Origin of the sequence: Kocuria sp. APC 4018, from assembly GCF_030407675.1 — a bacterium.
Lineage (GTDB): Bacteria > Actinomycetota > Actinomycetes > Actinomycetales > Micrococcaceae > Kocuria > Kocuria rhizophila.
Genome location: NZ_JASDCY010000029.1, coordinates 1 through 21,001, shown reverse-complemented (window position 1 = coordinate 21,001; position 21,001 = coordinate 1). Strand labels below are relative to the sequence as shown.

Below are 21,001 nucleotides of genomic sequence, written 5' to 3'. Positions count from 1 at the left end.
CTGCTGCCCCCGGGGATGAAACGACCCGCCGCGCACTCCTTGGGGGAGTGCGCGGCGGGTTGTTCGTGCAGACCGGGGTCAGTGGGAAATGACCACGCTCGCCTCGGAGGTGTTGACCCGGAACGTGAGGGTCTCACGAAGGTACAGGTCCACGGTCTCAGCCGTGTGAGAGGAGTAGCCGATCGCGGTGTCCAGACCCAGGTGCAGCTCGTAGTCGCCACCGCGCGCGGAGAGCAGCAGGGCGTCGTCGAGCGCGGGGGCCCAGATGATGCTGCCGTCGCCCAGGATGCGGGAGATGTGGTCGTAGATCGGGTAGCCGTGGTCGGTGGTCTCCGTGACCTCCGTGTAGAGGTCCGCGGGCAGCAGCAGGTTGTACGGCCCGGCCACACCGGCCAGCCGCAGCTCCGTCTTGGCCTTCGCCACCGCGTTGGGAAACTCGCGGACGTCCTGCGGCATGGTGACGCGGCCGTTGTCGCTCGCGGGCGCGATGCCCTGGATCCCCGCGGCGTCCGAACCGTAGAACACCGTACGGTCCTCGGCGGAGGCCAGGGCCACGGCGGCGTCCTTGACGGGCTGCCAGTCCGGGTCCGTGGCGCCGCGCTCGACGTCGTCCACGTCCGAGCGCTTCACGGTGAACGGCGCGCGCAACTCCACCACGCGCACCACGTGGCGCTGCAGCGCCTGCACGCCGCTGGTGTCCGCCTCGATGCGACTCACGTGGCCGGTGCCCAGCGCGGAGAACTCCGCTCCGGCGGGCTCCGGCATGTCGACGACGCGGCGCGCGGCCACGCGGGCCCGGAAGGTCCTGCGGGCCTCGTCCTCCATGTCGGACCAGGCTGCGGAAGATATGGGGGCGAGATCGCGGTACAGGTTGTTCATCGTCAGCTCCTTGGATCAGGTTGTCGTGTGGTGGGTCCGGCTCGTGTCAGGGTCGCTTCAGGCTGCCGATGCCCAGGGAGCCGTCCGCTGAGGCGGCGGGCACAGGGGAGGCGGGCACAGCGTCGTCGTCCGGGGCGTCGGCACCGGAGGAGGTGTCCTGGGCGGGAACCGTGGTGGGGTCGTCCAGGAAGGACCTGGGCGGGGCGAAGAACAGGCCGCCCGTGACCGCCGTGGAGAAGTCGAGGATACGGTCGTACGTGCCCGGCGGGTTGCCGATGAACATGTTCTCCAGCATGGTCTCGGTGACCGCGGGGTCCGCGGCGTAGCCGATGAAGTAGGTGCCGAACTCGGCCGAGCCCACCTCGCCGAACGGCATGTTGTCCCGCATGATCTCGCGGGCGTGGCCGTCCACGTCGTCGAGGTCGTTCAGTGCCACGTGGGAGTTCGCCGGCTTCTGCTCGTCCGACATCTCAATGTCCTCGAGCTTCGAGCGCCCGATCACCCGCTCCTGCTCACCCGTGGACAGGGCCTCCCACTCGTCCATCCGGTGCAGGTACTTCTGGACGAGCACGTAGCTCCCCCCACGGTAGGAGGGGTCCTGGTCCCCCACCACGGCGGCCGACTGGGCGTCCTCGTCCTCCGGGTTGGCGGTGCCGTCCACGAAGCCCAGCAGGTCCCGCTCCTCGAAGAACTTGAAGCCGTGGACCTCGTCCTGCACCTGCGTGTACGGGCGCAGCCTGCTCATGAGCTGCTTGGCGAGCTCGAAGCACACGTCCTGTGTGCCGGCGCGCAGGTGGATGAGGATGTCCCCCGGGGTGGCCGGTGCGGAGTGCACCTCCCCGTGGAACTCCCGGAACGGGTGCAGGTTCCTGGGCAGCGGAGCGTCGAAGAGCCGACCCCAGGCGTCGTGCCCGATGCCCACCACGCACAGCAGGTTGCTCGTGGGCACACGGAACGAGACCGCCTTGGTGAGGTCCGAAACGCCGGTCAGGACATCCGCCACCTGGGCCTCCGCGCCCTCGTTGACGGTGAGGACCAGGAACATGGCGGCTTTGGCCGGTGGGGCCACGATCTTCTGAGTGGGCATGGTGCCTCCATGGGGTGAGCGGGCTACCGTTGCGGGCCGATGACTGATCCCACAGTAGCGCCCGAGCCCACCTCCTTCAGTGGGCCGCGCCCGTCTCGATGAGCAGCACGCCGCCCACGATCAGCACCAGCCCCAGGCTCATGACCCACGTGAGGGGTTCCTTGAAGACGAGACGGCTGATCACCGCCGTCAGCGCCACCCCGGCGGCGGCCCAGATGCCGTACGCCACCCCGAGCGCCATGCCCTGGGCGAGCACCGCCGCCAGCAGGGTGAAGGCGGTGAGGTAGCCCGCCACCACACCGATCCACCACCTCCCACCGCCCGCGCTCGCCATGCGCAGGCAGACCGTGGCGGTGACCTCCGAGAGGATCGACAGCGCGAGGAGCAGAAGCGGGAACGCGGTCATCGGGTGGCCTCCGTTGCGGTGGGGGTCGAGCGGATGCTCCCGGGCGTCCGGCCGTCGTCCGCCCCGCTCTGGTCCGCCCCGCCCCGCCTGTCCAGCTGTGAGCCGACCTCCACGAGCAGCACGCCCAGCATGACGGCCACGAGACCCACGCCCATGAGCAGGGTGATGGGCTCGCCGAAGATCAGCATGGACATCACTGCGGTGGCGGCCACCCCGGCGGCGCCCCAGATGCCGTAGCCCACGCCCAGACTCATGCCGTTGCGCAGCGAGACGAACAGGCAGACGAACGCGCCCACGTAGCCGAGCGTGGCCAGGGCGTAGAAGCCGGGCGACTCCACGGCGGCCTTCATGGACAGCGAGCCGGTCACCTCGCAGCCGATCGCGAGGACCAGGAAGAGCCACTTCTTCACGAGTCCGCCCCCTCTGCCCCGAGGCCTTCGGCCGTGAGGCCGTCCCTCACCAGGCCCAGGGTCACGTCCACGACGGCGCGCCGGTGGTCCTCGTCCAGATCCAGCATCCCGAGGCAGCGGTCGATCCACGCACCGTCCGCCACCAGGCGGGCTGCCACGATGTTCGGGCGGTCGGAGTCCCCGAACCACACGCTCATGCGCTCGCTCCACCGGGCGGCAAGCTCGGGACGCAGCCGTGAGTCTGCGAGGGCGGCGAGGTCCGCCGGGTCCAGCTCGTTCAGCAGCGCGAACTCCACGTAGGCGCGCAGGCGGGTGACGGCGTCCGGGTCTGGTCCCGCGCGATGCATCAACTCCGTCTCCCAGTGGTCGAGCAGGTGGTCCACCACGGCCATGGAGAGCCTGTCCTTGGTGGGGAAGTGGTGCACCACCCCGGGTTTGGTGATGCCGACGGCACGGGCCACGGCATCGATGGTGAGGGCGCCCCCGGAGCGCAGCACCTCCAGCGCGCTGTCCAGGATCTCGGTCTTGGTTGTCACAGCGGTGAGCCTACCATACGTATGGTAGGTAAAAGTTCGCGCGGCGTTCAGTCAGGTCAGGTGGCGCAGACGGTCGATCGGCGTGTGCTGAGACCCGTTCACAGCCCCCGGAACAGCTCCACGACCTCCGCCGCCCTGGTCTCCCGGCAGGCCGCCGCGCCCGTGCCCGCCCACAGGTTCAGCCCCTCGGGGTCCGCGGACGACGCCGCCCGCATTGGTGCGGTCATGTAGTGCACCTGGGGGTAGCCGGTCACCTCGTGCGCCGCCATCCGGTCGGTGAAGCCGTTGCGCAGCGCTCGGGCCGCCCGCCCGGAGAACGCGCGGGTCACCAGGGTCTCCGTGTGGGTGCCGTCCAGCAGGACCTCCCGGTGAGCGGGCTTGGTGCCGGCCTCCACCGCAGTGAGGAACAGCGTGCCCACCTGCACGGCCGCAGCACCCCGCGCGAGGAGGGCGGCGGCGTCGTCCCGGCCCGCGATCCCGCCCGCGGCAACGAGGGGAAGGTCGGTCAGCTCCCGTGCGGCGTCGAGGAGAGCGGCCGTGGTGGTCTCCTCCGGCTGCCCTGCCTGCCCGTGGGTTGCGCGGTGCCCTCCCGCCTCGACGCCCTGCACCACGATCGCGTCCGGGCGCAGCCGGGCCGCGGCCGTCACCTCGTCCGGGGAGGTCGCGTTGAGCACGACGGCGCTGCCCGCGTTCCGCAACCGGGCGACGTCGTCCGCGGTGGGCAGGCCAAACGTGAACGAGACGAGCGGGACGGGGTGGACCGTGAGGTGGTCGAGTTTCGCGGGGTACTCGTCGTCCACGTACGCGCCCGGCTCCGGGGCGGGCACGCCCAGCTCGGCGGCCACCGGCGCCAGGGCGCGGGCGTAGGCGGCGAGCGCCGCGGGGTCCGACGGGTCCCGCTCAGGGACGAACAGGTTCACGCCGAAGCGGTCCGTGTGCGCCGCAACCTCGCGGGCCTCCTCCGCCATCGCCTCGGTGCTCTTGTACCCGGCGGCGAGCATGCCCAGCCCACCGGCCCGCGCGACGGCCACCGCGAGCGCGGGCGTGGACGGCCCGCCCGCCATGGGCGCCTGCACCACGGGCACGGGCAGGGTGGTCAGGGGGTTGGTCATGGTGTCTCCTTACACTGGCAGGCGTGTCCGCATTCCATGATCCCCGCCAGGCCCCCGTTCCGTCCTCCTCCCCCTCCGGGAACGACGACGACGCCCGCCCCGTCATCAAGGTCACCGGCGTGGTCCTGCGCCGCGCCTCGGACGGCTGCGTGCTGACCGTGCGCAAGCGCGGGACCAGCATGTTCATGTTCCCCGGCGGGAAACCGGAGGCGGGCGAGAGCCCCGAGGAGACCGGGATCCGCGAGGTGCGCGAGGAACTGGGGATCGAACTGTCCGCCGCGGACCTCGTGCCGGTGGGCGAGTGGCACAGCGACGCCGCCAACGAACCCGGTCACGGGCTGCACAGCCACGTGTTCATGAGCACCGTGGCGCTGACGCAGACTCCGGTGCCGGCCGCGGAGATCGAGGAGCTGCGGTGGCAATCCCTGGACGGCGTGGAGGACGTCGAGGATCTCGCCCCGCTGGCGCGCTGGTATGCGCTGCCGGCGGTGCGGGGGATGGGGTCCTAGCCGATCTGCGGATTGCCCCGGGTCTCGTGCGGACGCGAGATCTGGTCCGTGTTCTCCAACATCCGCACGCGAGCCTTGCGGCTCAAGAACTGAATGACGGTGCTGATCGTGGCAAACACGGCGGTGTACGCCGCGTAGTACCACCCGAACTCGCGGTCCGGAACGATCAGGGTGAGAAGTGCCGCGAATCCCAGGAAGACAAAGAAGTAGAGCAGCCACGTCACAACGGCCCGCCACACTGTGTGGGGAAAGTACGGATCCGCCTTCAGGATCTCCTGCCGCCGGGACTGGGCCTTTTTGGAGGCGTCCACTGAGGCCCCTCTCGCGGAGACCCGCCCGAGGCCTTGTGCCTCGAAGGCTTTCGGTTCGCTCGTGGACATCACTGCTTCACCCGCTCCGGTCGTTCCACCGGGAATCTCCCGGTCTTCCACCGTCTCAGACAGCGCAGGCCCGGACAATGACCATCCGGCCACTCTCCCCCGCCGCGCGACCGGGGTGAGACGACGCGCAGGGCCGGCCGTGCGGCGTCGTCGGCGCCCACGAGGACCCCACGGCGGCGCGAGAGGCTTCGGAAGCGACCCCGTGGGAGGCGGTCAGGCCGCGGGCGTCTCGCCCTTCCGCGCCGCCCGGCGGACCTGCAGCGCGCCCAGGAAGCCGAGCAGGATGAACCCGGTGGAGATCACGAGCGCCCACTGGGTGGCGTGCGTGAAACCGGTGGAGAGGGCGTCGATCACGTGCTGCGTCTCCGGGCCCAGGAGCTGCTGCGCGGCCTGGCCCTGCAGCTGCGGGATCATGCCGCCCGCAGACTGGCGGGTGGCGTCCGCGAGCTGGCCCGCCTGGGCGGCGTCGAGCCCGGTGGCGTCCAGTGCGGCGGGCAGAGTGAGGCTCATGGACACGGACAGCGCCGCGCCCGCGAATGCTGTGCCCAGCGCCGAGCCGATCTGGCGGACGGTGCTCTGCGTGGCGGACGCCTGGCCCGACGACGCCACGGGCACGTCTCGCAGGACAGTCCCCGTCAGCTGCGCGGAGGCCAGGCCGAGCCCCACGCCGTAGACGACGAGCGGCAGGGCGATGAGCCACACAGAGGTGCTGGGCCCCATCGCCAGCGCGAGCACGGCGACGCCCAGGACCTCCAGTCCCAGGCCGATAAGCACGGTCCCGGGAGCGCCGAACCGCGCGGCCAGGTGCCGGGCGGACGCGCCCGAGATGAACGCGCCGATGGCCATGGCGGCGAGCACCAGGCCGGACTGCATGATGTCCAGGCCCAGCACGTTGGTCAGGTACAGCGGCAGCACGAAGATGATCGCGAACTCGCCCACGGCCACCATGGCGGCCGCCAGGTTGCCCCAGGAGAACGTGCGCACCTGGAACAGGTTCAGGTCCAGCAGCGCCGAGCGGCGCACCTTCGCGCGGTGGCGCTCCCACACGATGAACAGGCCGAGGGCCACGAAGCCCACCACCAGGGCGATCGCCACGATGGACACCGGCGCCGTGGCGGGCCACACCCACCCGAAGATCGAGAAGTCGGCCGTGGGGGTGAGCCAGCCGATGGCCGGGCCCTCGATGATCGCGAACACCAGCGCGCCGAACGCAATGGCGCTGAGCATGGCCCCGTCCACGTCCGCGCCGCGCGCCCGCACGTCGCTGCGGGTGTTGGTGATGCTCGTCCACCCCACCACCGCGATGACCGCGGCGAGCGGCAGGTTCACCAGGAAGATCCAGTGCCAGGACGCCCAGTGGGTCAGCGCGCCGCCCACCAGCGGGCCGATCGCCGCGGCGCCGGACATCACCGCACCCCACACCCCGAAGGCCGGGCCGCGGTACCTGCCGCGGAACAGCGCGTTCACGGTGGACAGCGTGGACGGCATGATGAACGCCGCCCCGAGCGCCTGCACCGCGCGGGACGCGATGAGCGCCCCCGCCGTGCCGGACAGCGCGGCCAGCAGACTGCCCCCGGCGAAGACCACGAGCCCCACCATGAACATGGTCTTGCGCCCCCAGCGGTCCGCGAGCTTGCCCGTGGACAGCAGCAGGGCCGCGAGCAGCACCGCGTAGAGGCTGTTGACCCACTGCGCGTCCGTGAGGTTCAGCCCCAGGTCCTGGATGATCGCGGGCAGGGCTACACCCACGATCGTGCCGTCCAGCACGATCATCCCGAGCCCGGCGGCGAGCGCCGCGAGCGCGATCCAGTCCTTGCGGCTCGGGGCGTCCACGGTCTCGACGCCGCTGGGGTGCGTGCCCGCCGCTGGTGTCGACGCCATGGGGGGCCTCCGCTTCGTGCTGGTTCTCGGTCCGCGACCGCCCGTGCTCCACCGGGGCAGGGGGTCCGTTCCCACCCTGGCTCCGGCTGGCGGCCGGCTGAGATGGGCGAGTGTTCTCGCGGGAAGACTATCCGCTCACCGTGTGAACGTGCAGGGACCGGTGGCGGACGTCATGATCGTCGTGTGCACGCCTCCCACCGGAGGCGGGACGTCAGGTTCGGCGCATGACCGTGGCGGAGTCCACGGTGACGTCGCCGGGACCGGGTGCGGCGGCGTCGTCGTCCGTGAGGCCCGGGAGGGTGACGTCCCAGAACGGCGTGGGCCCCGCAATCCCCAGCTCCTGGCGCGGCACGGCGTGGGCGTCCTGGTGGGTGTCGTCCACGGGGGCGCGCAGCAGCGTGGCGGTGGCCCAGCCGTGGGTGAGGAGGTAGTGGTCGCTCTCGGGTTCCTCGGGGCCTGTCTCCGCGCTGTAGGTCACCGCGATGTGCTTCTCGTCCCCGCGCCCGATCTGCGCCTGGACCGCTCCGAAGCTCGCGAGCCGGGCGGGTTTCAGCCCGCGCAACCGGTCCGGGGACACGTCCGGGACGTTGACGTTGAGGATCCACTCGTCGAACGGGCGCTGCTCCCAGCACTCCAGGGCGTAGCGGGTGACCAGCAGGGCGGTGTCCCAGTGCTGGGGTGCGCCGGAGGTGATGGACACCGCGATCCCCGGGATGCCGTGGGACGCGCCCGTGAGGACCGCACCCACGGTGCCCGAGTGCAGGGTGGCCTTGCCCGTGTTCGCCCCCAGGTTCACGCCGGAGAGGATCATGTCCGGGCGCTGGCCGAAGGCCCCGTAGGAGGCCAGGAACGCGATCAGCGCGGGGGCGGCCTTCACCCCCACGCACTCCACGCCCTCGGGCATCCGGGGCGGGTCCGCGGGGACCAGGGCGATCCGCCCGTCGATCTCCTCGCCGGACAGGGACGAGCTGGCGCCCGAGTACTCCTCGGCGGGGGCGGCCACCTTGACACTGTGCCCGCGGTCCAGCGCGGCCTGCGCGAGCACCGACAGTCCCGGGGACGAGATGCCGTCGTCGTTGGTCACCAGGATGTGCATGGGGTCCATGGTGGCACGCGGCCCGGGCCCGGACCAGGGTGGCGTCCCCTGTGACCAGGCCCGTCAGGAGAGGGTGCGCACCGTGATCTGGCGGGCAAACTTCTCGATGGTCGTGCGGTTGCCGGTGCCGAGCCCGCGGCGGGCCACGTTCAGCGCTCCCGCCGAGGCACCCAGGGCCACGGCGTCCACCAGGTCCAGCCCACGGGCCAGCCCCACGGAGATGCCCGCGGTCATGGAGTCCCCCGCCCCGCGGTGGTCCAGCGGCGTGATGGACGGCGCCGAGACCTCCCGCACGGTGTCCTTCTCCACGAGCAGCGCCGGGTCCTTGGCACGCGAGACCACGACGGCGCCCGCGCCTCGTTCCACGAGCGCCCGGCCGGCGTCCACGAGGGACTCGGGGGTGTCGTCCGAGCCGAGGTCCAGGTCCCGGACCTCCTCGTGGCTGATCTTGAGCACGTCCACGTGGGCGTCCACGGCGGCCAGCGCAGGAGCGCCGCTCAGGTCCGCGACCACGGTGGTCCCCGCGTCCCGGGTGTCCCGGATGAGCCGGCCGAAGAACGACGCCGGCAGCACGTCCCCGGGTTCCGCGCCCGTGACCGTGAGGACGTCCGAGGCCAGGGCGTCCACGAACGCGGTGCCGTAGAGGTCGTCCAGCTCGTGGCGGGAGAGCTCGGGCGGCGGCATGTGGGCCACGGTCTCCCGGTCCTCACCGCGCAGGTCGTACACGTAGCCGCCGTTGCCGTACCCGTAGCGCACGGCGTTGACCTGCATCCCGAGCCCGTCCAGCATGGAGCGGATCAGGGTGCCCAGCTCACCACCGAAGGGACCGTTCACGGAGACGTCCGCGCCCAGGGAACCGGCCATGCGGGCCACCCACAGGCCCTGACCGCCGGGGTGCATGTGCACGTCCGACTCGTGGGGGCTGCGGTTGCGGTTCGCCGCCGGCTCCGTGATCTCCGTGATCAGCAGCGGCGTGGGAACCAGGATGGACAGGCGCGGCGCGGCGCCGGAGCGGGTCTCGGTCACGAACGAAAGCTACATCACACCATCCCTGGTGAACAGCACATGGAGGTGCCACCATGGTGGGATGAATTCCACCGCACCGGTCCGCATCGTGGAGGGTCAGGCCGCCAGCGAGCACACCCTGCAGGCCCTGAGCGCGTACTTCAGCGAACTGGACCACCGGATCGACGGCGGGTTCGACCCCGAGCTCACCGAGGTCTCCGGCCCGGAGGACGTGACGCCTCCCCACGGGGACTTCTTCCTCATGACGGACCTGGTCACAGGAGCCGTGATCGCCTGCGGAGCGGTCCGGCGGATCGACGACGAGCGCGTGGAGCTGCGCCGGATCTGGGTCACCCCGGAGCACCGCGGCAGGGGCCACGCCCGCACCCTGGTCCGAGCCCTCGAGAACAAGGTGCGCTCCTTCGGTGCCAGCACGGCCGTGGTCTCCCTGAACCCGGAGATGACCGAGGGCATCGCGATGTTCCGCAACCGCGGCTACGAGCCCGTGGAGCCCTTCCACCGGGACACCACCGCCTCGGTGTTCCTGGGGCGGGTGCTGTAGGGCCTCAGTCCCGCGCGTCCCGCGTCCTCTTGTCGTTCGCCTTCTCGATGGCCTCCACCAGCTCGTCCTTGGTCATGTCCGAGCGACCCTGCACGTCCAGTTCCTGAGCGATCCCGTAGAGGTGCTCTTTGGAGGCGTTCGCATCCACTCCCCCGGCGGTGTCCTCGGAGTTGAGCCCGCCCTGCTCCGCGCTGGCGTCCGACGGGCCGTTCTCCTCCTTGGGCTCCCAGTGGTCCCCCACCTTCTCGTGGGTGTGCTTCACCGCGGCCCACGCGGTGCGGGCCGCGCGGGACTCGTCGTGGTACTCGTCCTCCGCAGAGTCGTACGCCTGCGCGAACGTGTCCTGCGCCTTCTCGTCCGAGCGCCGCAGCGTGGACGGAATCTCGTCCTGACGTGCGCGACCGTTCTTCCCCGCCTTGGGCACGGTGTCCTCCTGCTGTTGGGAACGTCTCTGGTGCTTCGATTCTAGGAACGACGACGCCGCCCGCCCCACCCTTTCGGGCCCGACGTGGCCCGTGTGCGCCTTGAGCTGAATCCACTCAACTTTGATGCCCCAACCCTTGGCACCTTGCCGGGAAGAGTGCTAATTTATGAGCAGTTGAGTCAGGGGTACTCAAGGAACGTGACGGCTCCTCGTCCACCGGTTTCACGGGGGCTCCGGGGCGCACCACGGACGAGTCGCACAGGAAAGGAACAACAGTCATGGCAACCTTCGATCCGTTCTCCGAGGTCCAGAACTTCGCCAACCAGGTCCTCTCCACCCGCAACGGCCTGGAGCAGATGCCCATGGACCTCTTCCGCCGGGGCTCCAACTACTACCTCGCCGCGGACCTCCCGGGCATCGACCCCACCAGCGTGGACGTGGACGTGGACGGCCAGCTGCTGACCATCCGCGCGCAGCGCCGCCTGCCCTCCGCGGAGAAGGACACCAAGTGGATCGTGCGCGAGCGCCGCAACCACTCCTTCGTGCGCCAGCTGAACCTGGGCCAGGGCATCGACACGGAGAACATCACCGCCGCGTACGACAACGGCGTGCTGACCGTGACCATCCCCGTGTCCCCCAAGTCCCAGCCGCGCAAGATCCAGGTGGCCACGGGCCAGAACCAGGACAACGTGGTGCTGGAGAACGGCCAGCAGGAGCAGCAGGCCGAGTCCGGCGAGGACTCCGAGAGCTGACCGCCCGGCGCCAGCCGGCACGCACTGAGTGAGCCACGAGGGCCCGCGGGAGATCCCGTGGGCCCTCGGTCACGCGCGGGGGCCTGGGACTCACCCCGCGAAGAAGAACCGGGTCAGGTGGAAGAACACCGGTGCCGCGAAGACCAGGGAGTCCATCCGGTCCAGGATCCCGCCGTGGCCCGGGATGAGCGCCCCGAAGTCCTTGATGCCGCGGTCCCGTTTGAGGCTGCTCATCACGAGCCCGCCCACGAAACCCAGCAGGCAGGACACCAGGGCCAGCACCCCGGCCTGCCACGGGGTGAACGGGGTCAGCCACCACAGCGCCGCCCCCAGAGCCGTGGCGGAGAGCACCCCGCCCACGAAGCCCTCCCACGTCTTGTTCGGGCTCACGGTGGGCGCGATCCGGTGCCGGCCCACGGTCTTGCCCCACAGGTACTGCAGGACGTCCGAACCCTGCACCACCACGGCGAGGAACAGCAGCAGCGCGCCCGCCTCCACGCCACCGGAGCCCACGGCGGAGCCGTCCGCCGCGGCCTTGCCCTCATGGATGGCCACGGGCAGCTGCAGCACGGCCGGGAGGTAGCTCAGGGCGTAGACGCACACCATGAGCCCCCACTGGCTCAGTGCGGCCCGGTGCAGGAAGGACTCCGTGCGCCCGGACAGCGCGAGCAGCACGGGCAGGAACAGGAACGCGTACACCGGGATGAAGATGGCGAACATCCCGTACCAGTGCTCCCACACGAACCAGAAGTGCAGCGGGGGCGAGAACCACCATGATCCAGCTCAGCACCCTCCGGTCCCGTTCCCCGGGCGGCAGCAGGTTGGCGAACTCCCGCAGGGCCAGCAGGGACAGGGCGAGGAACAGCAGCACCACCGCGGTCTCCCCCAGTGCCAGGCTGCCCACGAGCACCGCCACCATGATCCACCACGCGAAGATCCGCTGCCGCACGTTCAGCAGCGTGGCCCGCAGCCCTTCCGACGCCGTGCGCCGGTACATCAGCTCCGCCACCACGGTGGCGAGCACCAGGAACCCCAGCAGCCCGGCGAGGAACCACCACGTGGGCCCGCCCAGCAGTCCGATCTCCATGGCGGCCTACCCCTTCTCCCGCAGTTCGCGCGCCACGGCCCGCAGCCGGGTGGCCACGGTCAGCGCGCACCCCAGCACCACGAGCACGAGCGTGACCCACAGGACGCTCCCGCGCGGCCACCCCCACCACGGCTCGGTGGCGCTCAGCAGGATCCCCGCCACGAGCAGCCACATGCGCCGCTGTTTGGGCAGCACCCCGCCGAACTGCTGCGCGCACCCCGCGCTCACACCCAGGGTCCGCACGTAGGCGGTGAGCACCGCGAGGCTCCCGGCCAGCCACCCCAGCGCGGCCCCTCCCGCCACCGACGACGCCGCCCAGCCGGCCCCCGCGAGCAGCGCCAGGTCCGAGATCCGGTCCGGCACCTCGTTGTAGAGCTCCCCCGTGGGGGTGCGCAGCCCGCCCTCCACGGCGAGCATCCCGTCGAACATGTTGCACAGCAGACGCAGGGGGATGTAGAGCGCGGCGAGGACGAGCGCGAGGGCGCGGGCGACGTCGTCGGCGTGGACCGAGACCACCAGGCACCCGCAGCCCACCAGGGAGACGAGCACCGAGGCCACCGAGATGTGGTTGGGGCGCAGGCCCGCGCGCTGGAGGGCGCCCGCGATGGCGGTGGCCCACCCGGCGGAACGCTGCGGGATGGGCCTGCGCAGGGGATCGGTGGTGGCCATGCGGCGTCTCCTCGGGCCGTGGGGACTGTGGATCTGCGCCAACAGTGGCACACCCGCGGCCCCGTGGTGGTTGGATGTCCACAACCGCGCCGCCTCGAGACCACCGGGAGACCACCGTGCACAGCAGAACCCTGGACGGGCCCACGCGGCCCTGGAACCCGCACCGGCCACGGCTGACCTGCGGAGACGCTCCGCGTGCCACACCGGGAGCCGCCGTCACGCGCCGCGCCCACCCCGGGGTGGTGGAGCCCGGTGAGTGTGCTGCGTGACCACGCCGTGGCCGGTGCCTGGGGCTTCGCGGAGGCCACCGCGTTCTTCGTGGTCCCGGACGTGTGGCTCTCCGCAGCTGCCCTCCGGAACCTGCCCCGCGGACTCGCATGCGCGGCGTCGGCCACCGCGGGTGCCCTGGTGGGCGGCGCCGTGATGCACCGCTGGGGTGCCCGTGTTCCCGGTGACGACTCGGCGCGGATGCTCGCCCGGATCCCCGCGGTCTCCTCCGCGATGGTCGCGCGGGTGGAACGGGACATGGCCGCCCGCGGGTTCACGGCCGTGCTCCTGGGGCCGCTGCGGGGCACCCCCTACAAGCTCTACGCCCGCACCGCCGGGCTGCGCGGTGATCCGCTGCACCGGTTCCTCGCGTGGTCCGTGCCCGCGCGGGCCCCGCGCTTCGTGGTGGTCACGGCTGCGGTCGGCGGGATCTCCGCCCTGCACGGACGGCTCTGGCCGGACGCTCCCGAACGGGTGCGGTGGGCGATCTTCGGCACCGGGTGGACCGCGTTCTACGCGTGGTACTTCCGCACGGTGGGCCGGAAATGAGAACGGGCCCCGGGCGGCGACCAGGACGGTCGGCACCCGGGGCCCGTTGAGCCGGTGCGAGGGACGCTCAGCGGCCCATCCAGCGCACCACCCGGTCGAGGTCCTCGGTGGCCCGCTTGGACCACACCATCAGGGCGTACACGTGGGGGCCGCCCTCGCACACCACGGTGGTGGTGTCCACGCCCGCACGGACCAGGTCCGTGACGAACTCCATGGTGTCCGGGAACAGCATGTCCCGGTCCCCCTGCAGCACGAACGTGCGCGGCAGGCCGTGCACCTCACCGAACGCGGGGCTCACCATGGGGTCCGTGACCTCGCGGGTTCCGGCCCACCAGCGGCCGGCCGCGCGCGGACCCTCGGTGTCCAGCATGTGGTCCACGGAGCGGTACTGCTCGATCTCCGGGTTGCTCACTGTGGCATCGACCCACGGGGACACCAGGATGAGCCCTGCGGGCTGCTCGGCACCGGCCTCGCGCAGCCGCATGGCCTGAGCGACCGCCAGACCACCGCCGGCGGAGTCACCGGCGAGGAAGACCCGCGGGGACAGGGACCGCGCCAGGGACCACACGCCGTCGGCGAGCGCCAGGGCCTCGTCCACCGTGTGATCCGGAGCGAGCCCGTAGCCCGGCACCACCACGGTGGCCCCGGTGCGCTGCATGAGGGCGTCGATCCACCGCCAGTGCGTCCCCGTCATGGGGTGCACGTACGCCCCACCGTGCCAGTGGATGACCACCGGCGCAGCCGCACGCTCCAGGGCGGGCCTGGGACGTGCGACGACCACCGGGCGCCCGGCCACCATGACCTTCTCGAACGTCGCCCGCTTGTGCATGGACTTGTGCGGGGCGGCCTCCTCACGGGGGCTCGCCAGCGAGGCCAGCAGCTTCTGCTCGGACTCCCACACGTCGGGAAGCACCCGCAGACCCTGGTTGGTCGCGCGCAGCGCGGGATCAGCGGGCACGAGGACCACCTCCGGGGTCCCCTCCCGGGCCGCAGGGCCGTCAGCGCCCGGGGCCTCGTGGCCCGGGACGTCCGCTGCGTGACGCCCGTGGCGCCGCGCGCGGTGCTGCTCGGTCACGGTCCGCTCGGCCACGGGCACCCCCAGGGATGCCGACGCCGCGTGGCGGGCATCCTCCGGCACGTCCAGGTCTCCCGACGCCGCGTGGCGGGCCCCGACCGCCGCGGCCGCAGACCCCGCGGCAGCCGAGGGCCCACCGGATGTCCGGCCCTCAGGGGCGGAGTTCTCCACGGTGGCACCGGCACCTTCCGGAGCCTCGGCAGCGGCGGTTCGGCCACCCGGGCCGAGCCCACCCCCGACGGCGGACCGGTCGTGACTCGACGCCTCCCCGCGCGCGGCCTCCTCCTCGGAAGAACCGCGGTGGTGGGCGGCCACCCCGGCTGCACCTGCCGCCGCACCGGCCACGGCCGCCCCGGTGTGCTGACCCGAACCGCGGTGGCGGTGGGCCGAGTCCGCGCGGTGGCGACCCCTGGCGTGGGAGTGGCGTGCGGCGTCGTCGTCCGCGTGGTCCGCTGCGTCCGCGGTGGAGGCGGCGGTCTCGCGCAGCAGGGACTCACCCTCCACGTCCACGTGCGGCAGGATCTTGTCCAGCCAGCGCGGCAGCCACCAGGCCTTCTCGCCCAGCAGGCGCATGACCGCGGGGATCAGCAGCATCCGCACCACGAACGCGTCCAGCAGCACACCGCCCGCGAGCGCGAAGCCGATGGGCCGGATCATGGACAGCTCCGAGAAGATGAAGCCCGCGAACACGGAGATCATGATGATCGCCGCGGCCGTGACCACGGAGCGCCCGGCGCGGAAGCCGTGGACCACGGCCTGGCGCGCGGGGTGCCCGTGGACGTAGGCCTCGCGCATGCCGGAGACCAGGAACAGCTGGTAGTCCATGGCCAGGCCGAACAGGATGCCGACCATCAGGGTGGGCAGGAAGCTCAGGATGGGCCCGGGATCGTGCACGCCGAACAGGGCGCCGCCCCAGCCCCACTGGTACACCGCGACCACGGCGCCCAGGGACGCCAGCACCGAGAGCAGGAAGCCCAGGGTGGCGATCACGGGGACCAGCACGGAGCGGAACACCATGAGCAGCAGCAGCAGCGAGATGAGCATGACCACGCCGAGGTACAGCGGGAGCTTCTCGCCGAGCAGCTGGGAGACGTCGATGTTCGCGGCGGTGGTGCCCGCCACGCCCACGTGGACGTCCTCCTGGGACTCCAGGTCGCCGTTGAGGTCGCGGATGCTGCCCACGAGCTCCTCGGTGGCGGCCTCCGCCGGGCCGGACTCCGGGATCACCTGGATCACGCCGGTGGTGCGGTCGTCCGTGAGCTGGCCAGGCAGCACGTTGGCCACGTCCTCCTGGGCCGCCAGCTGGTCCGAGACCACGTTGATCTTCTCCTGCGCCTCGGCCTTGCTGAGGCCCTCGGGCAGGTCCACGACGACGGCGATGGGACCGTTCTCACCGGCCCCGAAGTCCTCCGCGATGCGCTGGTACGCCTTGTACTGCGTGCTGTCCTCGGCCTCGATGGAGGCGTCCGGCAGACCCAGGCGCATGCTCTGCGCGGGGATCGCCAGCACGATCAGCACGGCCGCGCACGCCAGCGTGGTGATCCACGGGTGGCGCAGGTGCAGGGGCACGTTGTGCTCGTCGATGCTCTCCTCGTGCGGCGCGGCGTTGCGCTGCTTCTTGGGCAGCACCCGCCGCCCGGCCAGCGAGAGCAGCGCCGGGGTGAGGGTCAGGGTCAGCAGCAGGGCCACCAGCACGGCCAGTCCTGCCGTAGTGCCCATGAGCCCCAGGAAGGGGATGCCCGTGACGTTCAGCGCCACCAGGGCCACCATCACCGTGAGCGCCGCGAAGACCACCGCGGTGCCGGAGGTCCCCACGGCCAGACCGATCGACTCGCGCACCTCCACGCCGCGGCGCAGCTGCTGGCGGTGCCGGTTGAGCACGAACAGCGAGTAGTCGATGCCCACCGCGAGGCCCAGCATCACGCCGAGCATGGGCGTCACCGACATCATGTCCACCGCACCGGAGAACGAGAGCGTGATGCAGGTGGCCACGGCCACGCCCAGCAGTGCTGTGAGCACGGGGAGCGCGGCCGGCACGAGGGCCCGCAGCATGATGAGCAGCACCAGCCCGGCCACGACCACGCCGATGATCTCGGACGGGCCCAGCAGCGCGGTGATGTCCTGCGCGATCTCCTGGGAGAACTCCACACCCACGCCGTCCACCGGGTGGGCGCGGACGGCGTCCATCACGGCGGTCTTGGTGTCCGCCTCCACCGCGTTCTGCTCCTGCGTGAAGTTGACCACGCTGATCGCGGAGTTCTGGTCCTCGGAGACCACGCGGTAGTCGCCCATGCGCTCGTAGCTCTGCTCACCCTGCTCGAGCTGGGTCTTCTGCTGCTCCAGCTGGTTCGGGTCGATCCCCTGCTGCTTGAGCACCTGTTCCGGGCTCACCCCGGGCGGCAGGCTCTTCTGCAGCTGGGCCATCTGCTTCTCGCCCTGTTCCAGCTTCTGACGGCCGTCCTCGAGCTGCTGCCGGCCGTCGTCCAGCTGCTGCTGGCGCTCGAACGGGTTGACGGTGGAGTCCACCCCGGAGACGTCCTCCGTGGCCTTCAGGGCGTCCTCGATGCCGTCCCTCTGGGCCTGGGTGAACTCCGAGCCGTCCTCGGTGTAGAACACCACCCGGCCCGTCCCCTGGTTGGCCTCCGGCATCTCCGCCTTCAGCTTGTCCGCCAGGTTCTGCGTCTCGGTCCCGGGGATCGTGATGGCGTTGCTCAGGTGCACCCCCGAGACGGCCACCCCACCCACGGCCAGCGCCAGGACGGCGAGCCACACCAGGATCACCGCCCACGCGTGAGCGGCCGAGCTCTTGCCCAGCCTGTACAGAAGTCGTGCCACTGAAGTTCTCCTACTGAGTCGTCTGTGCGGTGAAGTGTCTGGCGGGAGCGCCGCGCGGGGCGGCTGCGGATCCCGGGTGGTGCCTGTCCGGGGTGGTCCCGGTCGGTGCGCTGGTCTCGTTCGGTGCGGTGGTTCTCTGCCGCTGCGGTGGTTCTCGGGTGCTGCGGTGGTTCTCGGGCGGGGGACGACGCCGCGGCGTCAGGTGTCGAAGCCCCTCCCCAGCACCTCCAGGGCGGTGGACAGCAGCTCGTCCCAGGTCTGGCGCCCCCGCTCGTCCAGGACTCCGCCGGTGCGGGCCAGCCACTCGTCCAGGCACTCGGCGAGCGAGTTGATGAGGGTGGTGGCCACGAGGTGCGTCTGGAACGGGGTGTACTGCGGCAGACGCTCCCGCAGCACCTCGTTCAGGCGCTCCACCGCCGTGCGGGTCACCCGGTAGCCCCACAGGGAGGCGGCCTGGGTCTCCTGCACGTCCACGGAGAACACCGGCTGGAGGTCCCCGATGAGCACGCGGGCGCGCAGCGCTCCGATCAGCTGCCGGTAGACCTCACCGAGCGATGCGGTCTCCGGTTCGGTGGGCTCCGGGAGGTCGTCCAGCACGGTGTCGATCAGCTCGGTCACCAGCTCCGAGAGGTACTCGAAGGCGGCGTCCTGGGCCGAGGGGAAGTGGTTGAAGGTGGTCCTGCGTGACACTCCGGCGAGTTCTGCCAGACCGTTGACGCTCACACCCTCGGTGCCCAGCTCCGCCGTGAGCTCCCCCGCCGCGGCGATGATGGCCCGGCGGTTGCGCAGCCTGATGGCCTCGCGCTTGTCCTTGGGCTCCGCTGCGCGCCGTTCACGGCATCCGGAGATCAGCTGGGGTGTCACGGGGCCATCGTACGGCAGTCATTGCACGGAGTGCACCTTGTTGTGCGGAGGGTCTCACGCCCCTTGGCCAGAGGCGCCACCCCCATGCCTTCGCTGCATCCGCGACGCCGCCTCAGCCCAGGTAGCGCGCCCTCACGTCCGCGGGGAGCATGCCGCCACCGGTGAGCCACGCGAGGTGGGTGGCTCCCTCTGGAACGCGACTTTCCACGCTCGAACGAGGTCCGCCACCCTCCCGAGCGGCCGCTTCCCCCGCAACTCGGCGGATGGCCTCCAGGGCCGAGGCCGCGGACGGCTCCACGACTATGCCCTCCGAGGCATGCAAGGCCTTGACCTGGCCCGTCATCTGCTCGTCCGACGCCGTGACGCAGCCCGCGATCAGGCCCTGCATGGCACGGCCCACGAAGCCCGAGGGACGACCCACGGCCAGACCGTCCGCGACCGTGCGGGTGGTGAGTCCGAGCTCCGCCACGGAGATGCCGTCGTGGAGTCCCGTGTGCAGCCCCAGGAGCATGCACGGCGCCTGGGTGGGCTCTACGAACACGCAGCGCACCGCATCCCCGAACTCCCGCGCCAGACCGTAGCCCACCCCGCCGGGAGCCCCTCCGATCCCGCACGGCAGGTACACGTAGAGGGGATGGTCCTGATCCACGGCGATGCCCTGGTCCGTGAGCTGACGTGCCACGCGCGCGCCGGCCACGGCGTACCCGGCAAACAGGCTCAGGGAGTGCTCGTCGTCCACGAAGTGCACCGCGTCGTCTTGCTCCGCCGCCCGGCGACCCGCCGCCACGGCCTCCGTGTAGTCCGTGCTGTGCTCCACCACCTCCACGCCCCGCGAGCGCAGCAGGTCCTTCTTCCACTGCTGGGCGTGGGTGGACATGTGCACCGTGGCCTGCAGTCCGAGGGCGGCGGAGATGATCCCGATGGACAGTCCCAGGTTGCCGGTGGAGCCCACCACCACGCGGTGCTCGGTCATGAGGGCGCGCAACGGTGCCCTGCTGAACGCCGTGTAGTCCTTGTCCGCATCCGGGCGCGTTGTCGAGTCCGGCAGGAGGCCGTGCGCCACGGCCAGCGATTCCGCGTACTGCAGCACCTCGTGCACTCCTCCGCGCGCCTTGACGGAGCCGCTGACCGGGAGGATGTCATCCCGCTTGAGCAGCACCCGCCCGCTCCGCACCCCGGCGGCGTTCTGCCAGGCCGTGGCCTCCTGCAGTGGCGACTCGATGAGCCCGCCCGCTGCGGCGGTGTCCGGGAAGGTCGCCGCGATCCAGGGGCGGAAGCGCTCGAGGCGCGCGGCGGCGTCGTCGACGATCGCGGGGTCCACGCGGGACGCCGAGAGCCCCTGCGCGGCGTCCGTCGCGGCGGGATTCCACCAGGTCAGGGGCTCTTCCCGGGCCAGGCGCGCGGCCAGCGGATCTCCGAGGAGACCGCCGGGGACGGCGCCCTCCCGAGCCGGGGGCAGGGATGCGGGGCGCGGGTCGGGACGCTGTGCTGTCATGCGTCCATCATGGCGCCGTCAGGGGAAGGGGACCACCAGGGGCCGCCTCACACCACCCGGCGCGTGCTCCCCGGGCGGGTGACGTGCATGGCCACCGCCGCCACCAGACCCGCGACGCCCGCCCCCAGGGTGAGCACGAAGCCGCGTTCGGGCACCGCGGACAGGAGCCCGCCCATCGCGGAGCCGAACGAGACCCCCAGGACGATGCACGTGGTGAGCATGGTCATCACACTGGCCATGCGGTGCGAGGGCGCAACCTCCTCGCCCCGGGTGTAGGAGCTGACCAGCAGAGTGCCCACACCGAGGCCCGTGGCCGCGAAGAGGACCGAGAGCGCCACCGGCCCCGGGACGCTCATCAGCAGCACGGCCATGACCCCCACGAGGAGCGCCCCGCACGCCACGCGCACCGACAGGGGCACACGGGACGGCAGACGGGACACCAGCAGGCTCGCGAGCGCACTGCCCACGCCCATGCAGCCGTAGATCAGTCCGGTGTACGCCTCCGTGCCGCGCTCGGCGTTGATGGCCGTGAGCGCGGTCTGCGTGGACCCGAACACGGTGCCCACGCACAGGCACGCGAGCATCGGCGGCAGCACGGCGGCCCAGCGGATCCGTGGGGCGGAGCCGTCCGTGACCTCGATCGAGCGGGTGTCCAGGGTCAGGTTGCGACGCTGCGCGAGGTAGACGATGAAGCACCCCTGACCGAGCAGCACCCACACCATGAGCACCACGAGGGCAGGATTCGGACCCAGCACCCCCACCAGCACGCCCGCGATCACGGGGCCCAGGACAAAACCCACCTCGTCGCACGCGGTTTCGTAGCCCAGGGCCTTGCTCACCAGCCCGGGCGTGCCACGACGCCGCGCGAGCGCCGACCAGCGCGCCCTCGCGATGGCGCCGATCTGCGGATTCGCGGCGCCGATGACGGCCCCGGCCACGAGCACCAGGGAGGAGGGCGCCTCGAGCAGCACCACGCTCAGCAGGGCACTCATGCCGAGCAGCTGCACCAGGGTGGCGGACACGACCACGGGCAACGGTCCGAAGCGGTCGACCATCCGACCCAGCAGCGGAGCCCCCACCGCGGAGCCCAGGCCCGTGGCGGCCACGGTGAGACCGGCGAG

General features: G+C 71.6%; 20 protein-coding genes and 1 pseudogene. 4 read left to right on the top strand and 17 right to left on the bottom strand.

From position 1 onward, the window contains the following. Positions 1–78: 78 nt before the first annotated feature. The 6 genes from QL985_RS07010 to QL985_RS06985 form a co-directional block, all read right to left on the bottom strand. Complete coding sequence (locus tag QL985_RS07010) at positions 79–879, bottom strand: family 1 encapsulin nanocompartment shell protein (protein ID WP_102613629.1); 801 nt, start codon at positions 877–879, stop codon at positions 79–81. Positions 880–925: 46 nt separating this feature from the next. Further along, positions 926–1,966, bottom strand: coding sequence for a Dyp-type peroxidase (locus tag QL985_RS07005; RefSeq protein ID WP_102613630.1), 1,041 nt, complete (start codon positions 1,964–1,966; stop codon positions 926–928). 76 nt (positions 1,967–2,042) lie between these two features. Further along, on the bottom strand, positions 2,043–2,372 hold the full coding sequence (locus QL985_RS07000) for an SMR family transporter (protein ID WP_102613631.1): 330 nt from the start codon (positions 2,370–2,372) through the stop codon (positions 2,043–2,045). Beyond that, the gene (locus QL985_RS06995; RefSeq protein WP_058954935.1) at positions 2,369–2,782 is read right to left on the bottom strand and encodes an SMR family transporter; all 414 of its coding nucleotides are present in this window, start codon (positions 2,780–2,782) and stop codon (positions 2,369–2,371) included. The genes QL985_RS07000 and QL985_RS06995 overlap by 4 nt, the downstream gene beginning before the upstream one ends. Further along, positions 2,779–3,318 (bottom strand): TetR family transcriptional regulator, encoded by a 540-nt coding sequence (locus tag QL985_RS06990; protein ID WP_102613632.1) that lies wholly within the window; start codon positions 3,316–3,318, stop codon positions 2,779–2,781. Before QL985_RS06990 ends, QL985_RS06995 begins: the two co-directional genes overlap by 4 nt. 98 nt (positions 3,319–3,416) lie before the next feature. Continuing rightward, entirely contained in the window at positions 3,417–4,430 is a 1,014-nt protein-coding gene (locus QL985_RS06985) for a nitronate monooxygenase (protein ID WP_094393325.1), read from the bottom strand. 23 nt (positions 4,431–4,453) lie between these two features. On the opposite strand from QL985_RS06985, the gene QL985_RS06980 reads away from it, so the two are divergent. Then, positions 4,454–4,939 (top strand): NUDIX domain-containing protein, encoded by a 486-nt coding sequence (locus QL985_RS06980; RefSeq protein ID WP_259905660.1) that lies wholly within the window; start codon positions 4,454–4,456, stop codon positions 4,937–4,939. On the opposite strand, the gene QL985_RS06975 is transcribed toward QL985_RS06980, so the two are convergent. The 4 genes from QL985_RS06975 to QL985_RS06960 form a co-directional block, all read right to left on the bottom strand. After that, positions 4,936–5,250, bottom strand: coding sequence for a hypothetical protein (locus tag QL985_RS06975; protein WP_101888120.1), 315 nt, complete (start codon positions 5,248–5,250; stop codon positions 4,936–4,938). The two genes, QL985_RS06980 and QL985_RS06975, sit on opposite strands and share 4 nt — an antisense overlap. Before the next feature lie 282 nt (positions 5,251–5,532). Further along, positions 5,533–7,200, bottom strand: coding sequence for an MFS transporter (locus QL985_RS06970; RefSeq protein ID WP_259905658.1), 1,668 nt, complete (start codon positions 7,198–7,200; stop codon positions 5,533–5,535). A gap of 211 nt (positions 7,201–7,411) precedes the next feature. Beyond that, entirely contained in the window at positions 7,412–8,296 is an 885-nt protein-coding gene (locus QL985_RS06965; RefSeq protein WP_259905656.1) for a 5'/3'-nucleotidase SurE, read from the bottom strand. Positions 8,297–8,359: 63 nt separating this feature from the next. Further along, entirely contained in the window at positions 8,360–9,322 is a 963-nt protein-coding gene (locus QL985_RS06960; RefSeq protein ID WP_039100720.1) for a PfkB family carbohydrate kinase, read from the bottom strand. A 61-nt stretch (positions 9,323–9,383) separates the two neighbouring features. Between QL985_RS06960 and QL985_RS06955 the strand changes: the two genes are divergently transcribed. Then, a complete protein-coding gene (locus QL985_RS06955) occupies positions 9,384–9,863 on the top strand; it encodes a GNAT family N-acetyltransferase (RefSeq protein ID WP_070637387.1) in 480 nt (159 codons plus the stop codon). A gap of 4 nt (positions 9,864–9,867) precedes the next feature. Here QL985_RS06955 and QL985_RS06950 read toward each other — a convergent pair whose 3' ends face one another. Further along, positions 9,868–10,287, bottom strand: a complete 420-nt coding sequence (locus tag QL985_RS06950) for a ChaB family protein (protein ID WP_039100718.1) — start codon at positions 10,285–10,287, stop codon at positions 9,868–9,870. A gap of 278 nt (positions 10,288–10,565) precedes the next feature. On the opposite strand from QL985_RS06950, the gene QL985_RS06945 reads away from it, so the two are divergent. Continuing rightward, positions 10,566–11,039, top strand: a complete 474-nt coding sequence (locus QL985_RS06945; protein ID WP_039100717.1) for an Hsp20/alpha crystallin family protein — start codon at positions 10,566–10,568, stop codon at positions 11,037–11,039. Positions 11,040–11,129: 90 nt separating this feature from the next. On the opposite strand, the pseudogene QL985_RS06940 reads toward QL985_RS06945, so the two are convergent. Both QL985_RS06940 and QL985_RS06935 read right to left on the bottom strand, forming a co-directional pair. Further along, positions 11,130–11,958: pseudogene (locus tag QL985_RS06940) on the bottom strand (phosphatidate cytidylyltransferase). Between the two features lie 174 nt (positions 11,959–12,132). Next, on the bottom strand, positions 12,133–12,795 hold the full coding sequence (locus tag QL985_RS06935; protein ID WP_259905652.1) for a CDP-alcohol phosphatidyltransferase family protein: 663 nt from the start codon (positions 12,793–12,795) through the stop codon (positions 12,133–12,135). A gap of 252 nt (positions 12,796–13,047) precedes the next feature. On the opposite strand from QL985_RS06935, the gene QL985_RS06930 reads away from it, so the two are divergent. Beyond that, positions 13,048–13,611 carry a hypothetical protein gene (locus QL985_RS06930; RefSeq protein ID WP_259905649.1) on the top strand — a complete coding sequence of 188 codons (564 nt, stop codon included), beginning with the start codon at positions 13,048–13,050 and terminating at the stop codon, positions 13,609–13,611. A 67-nt stretch (positions 13,612–13,678) separates the two neighbouring features. Here the strand turns inward: QL985_RS06930 and QL985_RS06925 are convergent, their stop codons facing one another. The 4 genes from QL985_RS06925 to QL985_RS06910 all read right to left on the bottom strand — a co-directional run. Further along, positions 13,679–17,521, bottom strand: coding sequence for an MMPL family transporter (locus tag QL985_RS06925; RefSeq protein ID WP_290147689.1), 3,843 nt, complete (start codon positions 17,519–17,521; stop codon positions 13,679–13,681). Between the two features lie 198 nt (positions 17,522–17,719). Further along, positions 17,720–18,385: a TetR/AcrR family transcriptional regulator gene (locus tag QL985_RS06920; protein WP_257744353.1), complete on the bottom strand. Its 666-nt coding sequence runs from the start codon at positions 18,383–18,385 to the stop codon at positions 17,720–17,722. Between the two features lie 112 nt (positions 18,386–18,497). After that, positions 18,498–19,880 carry a D-serine ammonia-lyase gene (locus tag QL985_RS06915; RefSeq protein ID WP_102613642.1) on the bottom strand — a complete coding sequence of 461 codons (1,383 nt, stop codon included), beginning with the start codon at positions 19,878–19,880 and terminating at the stop codon, positions 18,498–18,500. A gap of 47 nt (positions 19,881–19,927) precedes the next feature. Then, positions 19,928–21,001, bottom strand: a 1,074-nt coding sequence (locus tag QL985_RS06910) for an MFS transporter (RefSeq protein WP_290147688.1), incomplete at its 5' end; no start/stop codon positions are given.